The following is a 12,674-nucleotide window of genomic DNA, read 5'->3' on the forward strand; positions in this document are numbered from 1 at the left end:
TCACCGCCTGCAACCTGACCTGTGTTTCACGTGCCGAGCGCTCGACTTCGTAAAGATTGGTGTTGTCGGCGAAAAGCAGAATGACGCCGGCGATTCGCTGCGTATCACGCAGAAGCGGCGCAATGTGCAGGGTGTAATGGCGTCGGTTGGCGTTGACGATCTGGCGATCGCGAGCGTTCTGGGTGTCGATCACCTGCTGCACGTCCGCCAGGAGATCCGGCATGTCGGGTGGCAGTGGCAGATCGCGCAGGTGGCGTCCCGTCTGCGCCGCACCGAGCTTGAACACGCGGGCGGCGGCGCTATTGAAGCGCTGCAGCGAGGCGTTCCGGTCGAGCACCATGAGGGGGTAGTCGACACTGTTCTGGATGCTCTCCAGTTCGACGTTGAGTTCCTGCGTCTCGGCGGTCTTGATCTGCAGTTCTTCATTGACCGTCGCCAGTTCCTCGTTGGTCGATTGAAGCTCCTCGTTGGACGCTTCGAGTTCTTCGTTCGAGGCCTGCATTTCCTCATTCGACGCCTGGATTTCCTCGTTCAGCGCCTGCATTTCCTCGTTCGACGTCTCCAGTTCCTCGACCAGCGTCTGCAGATGCTCGCGCGTCGCGGCAAGCTCGTCCTCGAGTTCCTTCTCGTCGATGCCGCCGCTGTCCTCGACCGTCGTCTTGCCGGGCGCCGGCAGGAGCCACTCGATGCAGAGCATGTACAGTGCCTCGTTGCTGGCGTCGGAGACCGGGAGAACCGACAGGCGAAGGCCGCGTGTCGGGTCGAGTGCCTTGATATGCCGGGGACGGCCGCTGGCGACAGCCTGTTTGACCTGTGCCTGGCGCATCAGTACCTGAACTTCGGTGCGCAGTTCGCGACGGATCAGCGAGATCAGGTCGAAAGCCGGCCGCCCTGGCGAAACGTTGAGCAGTCGGCTGGCGTCGCCATGGATGTGCCGGATCTCGAACTTGCCATTGATCAGGATCGTGGTCGGGATGAAATGACGACCGGCCGCCTCGAGCAGGATCGTTTCGAAGCCCTGCGGCGTGATCGGCTTGCCCGGTCGTTGGTGCTGGTTGAGGCCGGCGGCCGGGATCTGCATCTCCGACCGGAGCAGTGGCAGCCGGGTGCTGGTGCCGTGCCGGCGATAGAGCCGCGCTTCCTTGTCGACGACCCCGAACAGCGCTTCCTGCTGGAAGATTCCTTCCGATTTGCCGAGGAACAGATAGGCCCCGGGGTTGAGGGCGTAATGGAACACCGACAGCAGGCGCGCCTGCAACTCGCTCTGGAAATAGATCAGGACGTTGCGGCAACTGACCAGATCGAGGCGTAGGAAGGGTGGATCCTGCACCAGATCCTGGCGCGCGAAGATCACCGCATCGCGCAGGTTCTTGTTGATCTCGTAGCGGTCGCCATGCGGCGTGAAATGCGCACGGATGCGGTTGCGATCCATGTGTGTCAGGTTGGACGCGGCGAAGACGCCACGCCTGGCCAAAGCCATCGCGTCGAGATCGATGTCGGTGGCGAAGATCTGCAGGCGATACTGGTCGAAGGCCGCACCCAGCCGTTCGGCAAACAGGATGGCCAGCGAATACGCTTCCTCGCCGGTCGCGCAACCGGCGACCCAGACCCGAATGTCGTCACCGGGTTGCTTGCTGGCGATAATCTCGCCGACCACCTTGTCGAGGCGTGAAAACGCGTCGGTATCGCGGAAGAAGGCGGTGACCGATATCAGGATGTCCTTGCACAGCTTGTCGAGTTCGGCCGGTGTCTGGTCGACCACCTGCAGGTAATCGTGCAGGGTGTTGACGTGGTTGGCGGCCATGCGCCGCTCGATGCGGCGCCACAAGGTCGGTTCCTTGTACTGCGAGAAATCGACCTTGGTGCGGCTGCGCACCTTGCCGAGCAGGGTCTTGAGCGTTGCCGGTGCGCCCGCCGCCTGGGCCGCCACCGGAATCAGTCCGCGGTTGAGGACGATCAGGCTGATTTCGGCGCCCATCTGCTCCGGCGGTAGAATCCAGTCCACGCTGCCGGTGTCGATCGCCGACTGCGGCATCCCGCTGTACTTGGCGGTGTCCGGATCCTGGGAGAAGGTGAAACCACCCGCCGCCTTGATCGCGTGGATCCCGGCGGCGCCGTCGGAGCCCGTGCCGGAGAGAACGATGCCGATCGTCGATTCGCCGATTTCCTCGGCGAGCGAGGCGAAGAAGCGATTGACCGACGGCTTGGGCATCGACTCGCGGGCCGGTTCGACCAGCCGAAAATGCCCTTCCTTGAGCGTCAGGTTGCGATTCGGCGGCGTGATGTAGACCATGTTCGGCTCGGGCAACATTCCGTCTTCGATGTCCCGGACGGTCATCGTCGTCTCGCGTCCCAGCAACTGCGACATCATGCTGCGATAGGTCGGTGACAAGTGCTGGACGACGACGTAGGTCAGGCCAAGGTTTTTCGGCAGACCCGGCAGCAGCAGACTCAAGGCTTCGAGTCCACCGGCCGAAGCGCCAACGCCGACGATGAAGGGTCGTTCATCGGCCCTTTCCGGGCGGGGCGCGTCATCGCCAGCGGTGGCAAGCGGCGCCGTCTTGGCGCTCGTGCGCCTCTTCCTGGGTTGTTCCTCGTTGGCGATACTCATTTGCGGCGTCTCCGATGCGTGTGCGGCCGTCCGGCGACGGTCATTGATAAGCCGCGACGTTGACCCATGGCTTTGGCCTGTGTTCCCTGCCTTCCGGGATGATATCGCGCGCGAACTCTTGGTCCATGGCTCGCGAGGCAAGCAGAATGCTTCGCGAGCGGCAACTCCGGCCAAGCGAGACGCCGTTGCGCGCGCTGGGCAGGCGGTTCAGGTGCGGCTGCGGACCGTCGAGCGCGAGTCGCGGGCGGGGTCGCTCCAGGTGCCGCCACGCAGCCACCCCTATTCTACCGAAGCAGGGACGGCGCGGAACGAGTTGTGGCTCAAACCGTGGCGTGGCATTCCAATCGGCACGCCACGCCCAGACAGGGATGACCCCGGAAGTTCGCACACGAGGCACAGGTCACACAGTGTGGGGAGCGCCGCAGCATGGGCGCCGCCGACGCTGACCGCCGGCTGAGTCGGTGCGTTCAGCTTTCCGGCCGGCTCCGCGCGAGGCAGGAGCGGTAGCGGCCATCGACCCGTCGGGCGAACCATTCGGTGGTCAGGCGGCGCGAAATCTTGGGGCTTTTCAGGTCGATTCTGGGGAGCAACTCGCGTACTCTTCGTTCTCCCGAAAGGGCATCGGCGAGGGCATAGATCCGCTGGTAGAGCGGTGTCTGTTCGAAGGCAAGTGACTTTTCGAGCTTGAGATCACGCAGGATTTCGGGTTCGCTGAGCTTGAGACGCGGTCGCAGGAGTTGAATCGCGCGTTGTGTGTCGCTGGCCTCGCTGGCGGGGACGCCGCCTTTGTAACGCAGGAGGTCGCCATCGAGGGCTAGTTGGCGGCCGCTGAGGAGTACGAGGGCGTTCTGGAAAGCGGCGTTGCGACTGCTATAGCGGCCGGCGTTGAAGTCGGCGAAGCGGTAGAGCATCTGACTATAAGTCGTCGGGTAATCGAGCAGGAAGGCAATCCCGAAATAGACACCGCCACGCCGCGCAAAAACTTCGTGACGGATGCTGTCCCGGGGTGCGTAAGGGTAGGGTCGACTACGCGCCTGCTCTTCGGCGAATTCGACGCTGACCTGCATCGGTCCGCCGGTACGCACCGGGTTGTAGCCGCCGAGCAGCGTCCGTCCGGCCGGCAGTTCGGAAATCATGTCTTCGTAGAGTGCGTTCATCTGTTTTTCGCTACGCAAAGCGTCGATGCGTGCCCGGTAGCTGCGCCCGTCGGGCGATGTCTTGAGCAGGGCGAGTTCCAGGACGGCCTTGGGGATGGCGTATCCCTCACGCCGCCGGTCGATTTCCTGCCAGACGATGCGCGACAGTCCGGGAACCTCCGGGTCGGCTCGAAAACCCGATTCCTGCTCGATGACAGCAATCGCGGCACACAGATTTTCGGCCAGCGTCGGGATTTGCAGGGCGGCAAACGCGGCCAGGATGTCCGTCATCCAGCCCTGGCGATCGCCGATGGAGGTCGGCAGCAGTCGGTTCAGCATCGCCCGTCCATCGCGCTCACCCGAAGAGGGCCGGGGAAAGGGTGGCGTCACGGGGACAGCGACGCTGGCCGGCGGCGGCAGCGCGGACGGCGACAGATCGCGCGGCGGCGTCGGCGTGACTTCCGGCAAGCTGCTGGGCGATACCGGTCGTGGGCGCGGCGCAGGGCGCGATTCGTAGCTGCCGTCGGTGGCGCAACCGCTGGCCACGGCGACGAGGAAAAAAGCGAGGAATTGCCGGGCGGACGGCATCGACCGCAACAGGCGCCGCAGAACAGTCGGCCTGTTGGCGAACGCAGCGGTACCCCGGAGTCCTCTGCCGGGCAGTCGCCGCGGCGTCTCGCTGCGCGTCGTCACCGCCCCATCACCCGGCCTTCGCGCCGCCCATCGGCGCCGCCGGTATAGCCGTCATCGCCCTTCCGGATCGCCTGCAGGCCGCTGCTCATGCCGACTTCCCTGACCTCGTGGCCACGTGTCTGCAAAGCGTCGACAAAAGACTTCGAGAAGCGCCTCTCCTCGAGCAGCGTCGGGCCGTTCAGCGAGCCGAAGTTGGGCAGGTCGATCGCCGATTGGGGCGCCAGCTCCCAGTTGAGCATCGCATAGAGCAGTTTCGCGGTGTAATGGATGATCAGCGCGCCACCCGGCGAGCCGCCGCTCAGCACCAGTTCGCCGCTCGCCTGGTCGAAGACCAGCGTCGGGCTCATCGACGAGCGCGGACGCTTGCCGGGTTCGACCCGGTTGGCGACCGGCGCGCCGCCGGCATCGGTCGGCGTGAAGGAAAAGTCGGTGAGCTCGTTGTTGAGCAGGAAGCCCCTGACCATCACGCGCGCGCCGAAGGCGTCCTCGATCGTGCTGGTCATGGCCAGCGCATTGCCGTAGGCGTCGACGATGCTGATGTGCGAGGTGCCGTATTCGACCTGCTCGGGCATCGGCGCTCGCGAGCTGCCGAGCGGCGAAGGTGAGCCGGGAGCGGCCACTTTCATGCTCTGCGGGCCGATCAGTCGCGCCCGTGCGGCCAGGTAGTCGCGCTCGATCAAGGTTTGCCAGTGACCGCCCGGGGCAGCGACGAAGTCGGGGTCGGCGACATACTGGGCGCGGTCGGCGAAGGCGAGGCGCGACGCTTCGCTGTAGTAGTGCAGCCAGAGCGGATCGTCAAACGGCAGGAAAGGCGCCGGAGTGTCGTTCAGAATACCGAGGATTTGGGCGATCGCGATGGCTCCCGAGCTCGGCGGTGGAAAGCCGCAGAGGCGGTAGTTGCGCGCTGGCGCGACGGCCTTGGGTGTGTAGTCGCTGCACAGCGGCGCGCGCCGCTTTGCCTGGTACGCTGCCAGGTCCGCCATGGTCAGCCGGCCAGGGTTTTGCGGGTGCTGCCGGACGCGGTCGACGATCGCCTGCGCGATGTCGCCCGTGTGCAGCGCCGCCGATCCTTCGCGAGCAATGCGGCGCAGCACGGTGGCTAGCGACGGATTGCGCAACAAAGTGCCGACCGCCCGCGCTTGTCCGTCCTGGTCGTAGAAGTAGGCCGCCGCGCTCGGGTCCAGGCGCAGATGGGGATCTTTCCCGAGCAGCGTATGCAGACGCTCGCCGACCGGGAAACCTTCATCGGCCAGCCGGATTGCCGCTTCGAACAACGTCGGCCAAGGCAGTTTGCCGTAGCTGGCGTGCGCCATCTCGAGCATGCGCACGGTCCCCGGAACGCCGACCGCGCGGCCGCCGACGACGGCCTCGGTGAAACTCATCACCTTGCCGTCACGCTTCAGGAACAACGCTTCGTCGACTTCGGCCGGGGCGGTCTCGCGGCCGTCGAACGCGACCGTTTCCCGTCCATCGTGATGCAGCAGGAAAGCGCCTCCACCGATGCCGCTCGACTGGGGTTCGACGAGCGTCAGCACCATCTGGGCGGCGATTGCCGCGTCGACGGCCGAACCGCCGGCTTCGAGTATCGCCCGTCCCGCCTCGCTGGCCAGCGGATGCGCCGTTGCGACGGCGAATTCCCGGCCGCGCCAGCCCGTTTGCGGAGTGACGCGCGAGGAGCCTTCGGGTTGGCGGAGTTCGACCGCGTCGGTGACGGGCGGTCGCCCGGCGAGCGGCGGGCTGGCGCAGCCCACGACGAAGCAGACGGCACTCAGGACGAACAGGAGAGGTTTCATGGCGCGATGGTCAGGAGCGATTCCCTCTTTGTCTCACCCAAGCCGCCTGTCCGTCAAGAGATCCTGCGCGCCGCCGGCAGACGTCTTCGCCGGTCGCTTGTCCGTGGAGTTATATCAGTATATGCTTATATGTATGAGTACTTACTTTACACGTGTCATGCCGAGCTGGCGGTGGTGGTTCGCCGGCTTGGCCGTGGCGTTTTCGCTGGCCGCGGGGGCTCAGGTTCAGCGCCTGCCGACGATGGTCGTCGAGCTACAAACGGTGGACGTGACGCTACCCGCCAACGGCCTGGTCGAGGCGGTCAGTCAGGCGACCGTCGCGGCGCAGCTTGCGGGGCGGGTGGTCGAGGTCTACGTCGATGCCGGGCAGTCCGTGCGCCGGGGCGACCTCCTGATGAGAATCGATGCTCGTGAAGCGAGCGAAGTGGCCGCCGCGGCGTCGGCGCAGTACGTCAACGCCAAGGCGAGCTATCAGCGAACGCTGAGTTTGCGCCAACAGGGCTTCGTCAGCCAGGCGGCGGTCGACAAGGCGAAAGCCGACTTCGACGCCGCTCAGGCAACGCGGGGCCAAGCGACGGTTGGCCTGGGGCACGCGACGGTGCGCGCACCGATTTCCGGAGTGGTCGCGCAGCGCTTGACCGAATTGGGCGAAATGGCGACCCCCGGCAAGCCTCTGGTGGCGATTCATGATCCTGATGGCATGCGTGTCACCGTCACTGTCGCGCAGTACCGCTTGGCGCAGATGCGTTCCGTCAAGCAGGCACGGATCGAGTTTCCGGAACTCGGGAAAGTGGTCGAGGCGACCAGCGTTACCGTCCTGCCGACTGCCGACGCGGCGACGCATGTTTCACTGGTGCGCGTCGGTTTGCCGAGCGGCATCGCCGATGTCGTTCCCGGACTGCACGCCCGGGTCTACTTCGTGATCGGTCGCGCCAGCAAGCTGACCGTGCCGCAGACCGCTATCGTGCGGCGCGGCGAGGTGGCCGCGGTGTACGTCCAGAATGAACAGGGAAAGCTGTCCTTGCGCCAGTTACGCCTCGGCGAGCCGGTCGGGAGCAGTGAAATCGAGGTGCTGGCGGGTTTGCGGCCGGGGGAGCGTGTCGCTCTCGATCCGGTCAAGACCGCCGTCGACCTGAAATCCGCGAGTCAGCGGGGCAACTGAGGCGATGGGGTTTTCTGGCCGCATCGCCCGTCTGTTCGCCAGCTCGCAGATGACGCCGCTGCTGGCGCTAGTGGCGCTCTTGATGGGCGTCTTCGCGACGTTGGTGACGCCACGCGAAGAAGAGCCGCAGATCGACGTAACGATGGCCGACGTGTTCATCCCTTTCCCCGGGGCATCGGTACGCGACGTCGAGAACCTGGTCGCGACGCCGGCCGAGCAGGTGTTGTCGCGCATGTCGGGCGTCGAACACGTCTTTTCGGTGTCGCGACCGGGGATGGCGGTGGTGACGGTGCAGTTCGCGGTCGGCGTCAAGTACAACGATGCCGTCGTCCGCCTCTACGATACCGTGCATTCGAACCGCGACTGGCTGGCGCCGAATCTCGGCGTGCTCGAGCCGACGATCAAACCGAAAGGTATCGACGATGTGCCTATCGTTGCGCTGACTTTCTGGACCGCCGACCCGACGCGCTCGGCCTTCGACCTGCAACAGGTAGCGCGTGCCGCCGAGGTCGATTTCAAGCGCGTGCCGGGGACGCGCGACGTCTCGACTCTCGGCGGGCCCGACCACGTGGTGCGTGTCTTGATGGACGGCGAGCGGATGAACGCCTTCGCCGTTACGCCACAGGATCTGGCCGCCACGCTGCGCATTGGCAACGCGTTGCACTCGTCGGGCAGCCTCGTCGCCGGCAACCGCGAAGTGCTGGTGCAGACCGGCAGCTATCTCGAATCGGCCGCCGACGTGCGGCAACTCGTCGTCGCTGTCCGTGGCCGTGCCGACCAGCGCAAGCCGGTGTTCGTCGACGACGTGGCGCGCGTCGAGGACGGTCCGGATCAGCCGCAGCGCTACGTCTGGTTCGGTAAGCGCGACGGTGAATTCCCGGCAGTCACGGTGCAGGTCTCGAAAAAGCCCGGCGTCAATGCGGCCGATGTCGCGCAGGCCTTGCTCGCCCGCGTCGAGTCGCTCAAAGGAACGCTGATCCCCGAAGGCGTCGAAGTCACGGTGACCCGCAACTACGGCCAGACGGCGACCGACAAGGCGCAGAAACTGATCGGCAAGCTCGCCTTCGCCACCGCCTTCGTCGTTCTGCTGGTCTTTTTCGCCCTCGGCCGGCGCGAGGCGCTGATCGTCGGCGTCGCGGTCAGCCTGACGCTGGCCGCGACGCTGTTCGCGTCCTGGGCCTGGGGCTTTACTCTGAATCGTGTGTCGCTGTTCGCGCTGATCTTTTCGATCGGCATTCTGGTCGACGACGCCATCGTCGTCGTCGAGAACATCCATCGCTGGCAGGCGCTGCAGCCGGACAAGCCATTGCTCGAGATCATTCCGGCGGCGGTTGACGAAGTCGGCGGGCCGACGATCCTGGCCACCTTCACCGTGATCGCGGCGCTGTTGCCGATGGCCTTCGTCACTGGCCTGATGGGACCGTACATGAGCCCGATCCCGATCAACTCGTCGCTCGGCATGTTCATATCGCTGGCCGTCGCCTTCGTCGTTACGCCCTGGCTGGCCGCCAACTTGCTGAGCACGACGTCGCTTCATCCGCCAGCCGCCGACGGACCGGTGGCCGGTCGCCTCGAGCGACTTTTCCGTCGCCTGCTGACACCTTTCCTCGACGTGCGGACCGGCCAACGCGCGCGCCGCCGTCTGCTGCTGGCCATCGGGCTGCTGATCGTCGGCTCGCTGGCGCTTGCCGGTGGCAAGCTGGTCGTCCTCAAGATGCTGCCCTTCGACAACAAGAGTGAGTTTCAGATCGTTCTCGACATGCCGGCCGGAACGCCGCTCGAGGAAACGGCGCGCGTCCTGCGCGAAATCGGCGCCGCTGTGGTCAAGGTTCCGGAGGTCAGCGACTACCAAGCCTACGCCGGTACTGCCAGCCCGATCAACTTCAATGGCCTGGTTCGCCAGTACTACCTGCGCGCCGCACCGGAACTCGGCGACCTGCAGGTCAACCTGGTCGACCACCGGCAGCGTGCGCGGCAGAGCCACGAAATCGCTGTGTCGGTACGCGCCGAGGTCGAGGCCATCGGCCGGCAGGCCGGCGGCAACGCAAAAGTGGTCGAGGTGCCGCCAGGACCGCCGGTGCTGTCGCCTATCGTCGCCGAGGTCTACGGACCGGATTACCGGGGCCAGATTGCACTCGCCAGGGAAGTACGCCAGGTTCTGGAACGTACGCCCGATCTCGTCGGAATCGACGACTCGGTGACCGCCGAAGGCCGCAAGACCGTGCTCCACGTCCTGCAGAACAAGGCCGCGCTGCTCGACGTTGCGCAGAGCGATATCGTCGAGGTCGTGCGCCTGGGCTTGGCCGGCGAGGATGTCACGCCGGTTCATAACACCGGGGCCAAGTACGAGATTCCGGTGCGTGTGACTCTGCCGGCCGAGACCCGGGGCTCGCTCGACACGCTGCTCAAGCTGCGCGTGCGTTCGCGTGCCGGCCTCCTGGTGCCGATTTCGGAGCTGGTCGAGGTGCGCGAGCCGCCGCGCGAGACGGTGGTTTATCACAAGAACCTGCTGCCGGTCGTCTACGTCGTCGGCGACATGGGCGGCCAACTCGATTCGCCGCTCTACGGCATGTTCGCGGCACGCGCAGAACTGGTCGGCCGCCCGCTCGACCACCTCGAGCGCGGCGCCGGCACGCTCGGCGAGTGGTTCATCCGCCAGCCGCCAGCTCCCGACGCGGCCTACGGCATCAAGTGGGATGGCGAGTGGCAGGTGACCTACGAAACGTTCCGCGACATGGGAATCGCCTATGTGGTCGGTCTGATCCTGATCTACCTGCTGGTCGTCGCGCATTTCAAGAGCTATCTCGTGCCGCTCATCATCATGGCGCCGATTCCGCTGACCATCATCGGCGTCATGCCGGGGCACGCGCTGCTCGGCAGTCAGTACACGGCGACGTCGATGATCGGCATGATCGCGCTGGCCGGAATCATCGTCCGCAATTCGATTCTGCTGGTCGATTTCATCCGTCAGCAGATCTCGCAAGGAATGGCGCTGCGCGAGGCAATCGTTCAGTCGGCCGCCGTGCGCGCCAAACCCATCGCCCTGACCGGGTTGGCGGCGATGCTCGGCGCGCTGTTCATTCTCGACGACCCGATCTTCAACGGGTTGGCGATCAGCCTGATTTTCGGCATCTTCGTGTCCACCCTGCTCACGCTGGTCGTGATCCCGGTACTCTACTACGCCACTTTCAGAAAGGACCATCCGACATGACAACCGACCGCGCCGTCCGCATCATGGCCGGTAGCTTCATCCTTCTTTCGCTCGCCCTCGGGGTTCCCGAGAGCCCGCTCTTCGTTTCCAAGTACTTTCTGTGGTTCACCGTCTTCGTCGGCGCCAACCTGTTGCAGAGCGGCTTCACCTGCTTCTGCCCGGCCGAGAGTCTCATGATCAGGCTCGGGATGAAGCGGCTCGGGTAAAAGGCCAGCGTTTGGGAGCCGGCAGGGCGAAATCCGCTTTCGTAGATCAAAGACAAGCGGCATCAGGTGTTGCACAATGCAGGTTTGCCAACCACAGAACCTCTTGGGGAGACTTCCATGCATGCTTGCGGCCAACCGACTCCGGAAGCCATCTACCCTTTCGACGCCCGCGGAATTGCCAAGCGCTTTCGCCATGCGGCGATTTTCGGTGCTCTCGACGCCTTGATCGTCGGTGAAACCATGCGCTTCAGCAATGACCATGATCCGCTGCCACTCCTCAATCAATTGCAGGAGTACTACGGTGATGGACTGGCGATCAACTACGTGCAGCGCGAGCCGGGGGCGATCGTCATCGATTTTACCCGTCAAGCTTGACGGTGGCGGCTCGGGCGATCGCCCCGCGCGCCTGCCCTTGTCAACGTTGGTCCGGCGGGAACTCAGCCGCTCCTTGACACTGTTCGGCTTTGTATGAAGCCGTGGTGATGATCTACTTAGCGTTTTCGGCGGTCGGCGTTTTCGTCGCTGCGCTGGCACTGCTGGTGTTTGGCGATCCTTCGCTGCCGGCGCTCGCCCACCTGGTGTTCGCGGTAGGTGTGGCGCCGCTGATCTTCGGTGCGATAAGCCACTTCGTGCCGGTTTTGACGCGTACTGGCAGGGCGCATCGCGGCCTGTTGTGGGCTACGTTGCTACTCCAGTTGGCGGGTGCGGCCGCGTTTCTCGGCTTCAATGGCGCGCTGGACCCTACGGCACGGAACGCCGCGGCGCTTGGCGCCTTCCTGGTGGCCATCGTATTTGCCGTTTGGCTTGTGCGGCGTGCCCACCGTACACTGGGCAGACCGCATCCCGGTTGGCGCTGGTACTTGGCGGCCGTCGTCGCACTGAGCCTGGGGCTGGCGCTGGTACCGGCGATGACCGAGTGGCCGGAATGGCGATCGGAGTTTCGCCTTCTGCACTTGCACTTGAATACCCTGGGCTTTGTCGGTCTGGCGGCGCTGGGAACCCTGCAGGTCTTGCTGCCGACCGCCGTGGGAGAACACGATGCCCATGCGGCGGCCAGACTGCACCACGATCTGCCGATTGCCGCCGGCGCGGTGCTGGCGGTGGCGGTCGGAGCGGCTTTCTGGCTGCCGCTGGCGCTGACTGGCGGGGTGCTTTTGCTGTGCGTCGTGCTGAATACCGGTGTCGCCTGGTTGCGGCGCTATGGCTGGCGAACACTGACTGGCAACAGCGCGGTAGCAGCGCTGTTCGCCGCTTTGGGCGCTTATTTTCTGTTGCTGGCTTTTGGCATTCTGCATGCCATGCACTTCGTCGATGGCCGCGACGCGGTAGTGGCGTTCATCGTCGCATTTCTTTTTCCCCTGGTTACTGGTGCCTTGTCACAACTCCTGCCCGTCTGGTGTCACCCCGGCGTGCGTACGCCGGCGCAAGCGCGAATGCATGCCGCGCTGCGTGCCGGCGGCATCGGGCGCCCGCTCCTGTTCGTCTCGGCTGGCCTTCTTCTGGTGCTGGGCGTGACTGAAGGAGGCTGGCTGGCGGCGGCCGGAATGCTGTCTTTCGTCGTCGCCTTGTTTCGTTCGAGAGCCGTTTCGCGGACCGACGCCGACCCGGCGTAGCTTGTCGGATGGGGAGACCATCCGCCACCCGTACAGATTTGCCATGCACACAAAGTAGAACTAAGTGTTGACGCCCATCCGATGCGTTTGCTAGAATTCTCCCTCTTCGCAGCGGCACTGGCCTGTAGGGGCGAAAAGCTCTGGTCGGCGCGGCGAGGAAAACCCGAGGTGGCGGTTTGCTCCTCGACGGTCGCGGGGTGGAGCAGTCTGGCAGCTCGTCGGGCTCATAACCCGAAGGTCACAGGTTCA

At 65.0% G+C, this 12,674-nt stretch carries 8 protein-coding genes; 5 read left to right on the forward strand and 3 right to left on the reverse strand.

The genetic code is table 11. The features are described 5' to 3' along the window. The 3 genes from Q1M07_RS06825 to Q1M07_RS06835 all read right to left on the reverse strand — a co-directional run. Window positions 1-2,611: chemotaxis protein CheB (locus tag Q1M07_RS06825; RefSeq protein ID WP_300452360.1), on the reverse strand; the 2,611-nt coding region annotated here is incomplete at its 3' end. Between the two features lie 467 nt (window positions 2,612-3,078). Further along, the gene (locus Q1M07_RS06830) at window positions 3,079-4,335 is read right to left on the reverse strand and encodes a DUF1615 domain-containing protein (protein WP_300452362.1); all 1,257 of its coding nucleotides are present in this window, start codon (window positions 4,333-4,335) and stop codon (window positions 3,079-3,081) included. Between the two features lie 101 nt (window positions 4,336-4,436). Continuing rightward, window positions 4,437-6,233, reverse strand: coding sequence for a gamma-glutamyltransferase family protein (locus Q1M07_RS06835; RefSeq protein ID WP_300452364.1), 1,797 nt, complete (start codon window positions 6,231-6,233; stop codon window positions 4,437-4,439). A 133-nt stretch (window positions 6,234-6,366) separates the two neighbouring features. Here Q1M07_RS06835 and Q1M07_RS06840 point away from each other — a divergent pair, with 133 nt between their 5' ends. The 5 genes from Q1M07_RS06840 (at window position 6,367) to Q1M07_RS06860 (ending at window position 12,425) form a co-directional block, all read left to right on the forward strand. Continuing rightward, window positions 6,367-7,395, forward strand: a complete 1,029-nt coding sequence (locus Q1M07_RS06840) for an efflux RND transporter periplasmic adaptor subunit (RefSeq protein ID WP_300452366.1) — start codon at window positions 6,367-6,369, stop codon at window positions 7,393-7,395. 4 nt (window positions 7,396-7,399) lie between these two features. Continuing rightward, on the forward strand, window positions 7,400-10,606 hold the full coding sequence (locus Q1M07_RS06845; RefSeq protein WP_300452368.1) for an efflux RND transporter permease subunit: 3,207 nt from the start codon (window positions 7,400-7,402) through the stop codon (window positions 10,604-10,606). Continuing rightward, window positions 10,603-10,812 (forward strand): DUF2892 domain-containing protein, encoded by a 210-nt coding sequence (locus Q1M07_RS06850; RefSeq protein WP_300452370.1) that lies wholly within the window; start codon window positions 10,603-10,605, stop codon window positions 10,810-10,812. The genes Q1M07_RS06845 and Q1M07_RS06850 overlap by 4 nt, the downstream gene beginning before the upstream one ends. Before the next feature lie 117 nt (window positions 10,813-10,929). Then, window positions 10,930-11,187, forward strand: coding sequence for a DUF2249 domain-containing protein (locus tag Q1M07_RS06855; RefSeq protein WP_300452372.1), 258 nt, complete (start codon window positions 10,930-10,932; stop codon window positions 11,185-11,187). A gap of 104 nt (window positions 11,188-11,291) precedes the next feature. Then, the gene (locus Q1M07_RS06860; RefSeq protein WP_300452374.1) at window positions 11,292-12,425 is read left to right on the forward strand and encodes a hypothetical protein; all 1,134 of its coding nucleotides are present in this window, start codon (window positions 11,292-11,294) and stop codon (window positions 12,423-12,425) included. The last annotated feature ends 249 nt before the right edge of the window (window positions 12,426-12,674 follow it).

The sequence above is a fragment of the Accumulibacter sp. genome (assembly GCF_029255285.1).
Classification (GTDB): Bacteria; Pseudomonadota; Gammaproteobacteria; order Burkholderiales; family Rhodocyclaceae; genus Accumulibacter.

Excerpts from the sequence above, each read along its gene's own strand:
- Q1M07_RS06830 (WP_300452362.1), bottom strand. The coding sequence starts at position 4,335 with ATGCCGTCCGCCCGGCAATTCCTCGCTTTTTTCCTCGTCGCCGTGGCC.
- Q1M07_RS06835 (WP_300452364.1), bottom strand. The coding sequence starts at position 6,233 with ATGAAACCTCTCCTGTTCGTCCTGAGTGCCGTCTGCTTCGTCGTGGGC.
- Q1M07_RS06840 (WP_300452366.1), top strand. The coding sequence starts at position 6,367 with ATGAGTACTTACTTTACACGTGTCATGCCGAGCTGGCGGTGGTGGTTC.
- Q1M07_RS06845 (WP_300452368.1), top strand. The coding sequence starts at position 7,400 with ATGGGGTTTTCTGGCCGCATCGCCCGTCTGTTCGCCAGCTCGCAGATG.
- Q1M07_RS06850 (WP_300452370.1), top strand. The coding sequence starts at position 10,603 with ATGACAACCGACCGCGCCGTCCGCATCATGGCCGGTAGCTTCATCCTT.
- Q1M07_RS06855 (WP_300452372.1), top strand. The coding sequence starts at position 10,930 with ATGCATGCTTGCGGCCAACCGACTCCGGAAGCCATCTACCCTTTCGAC.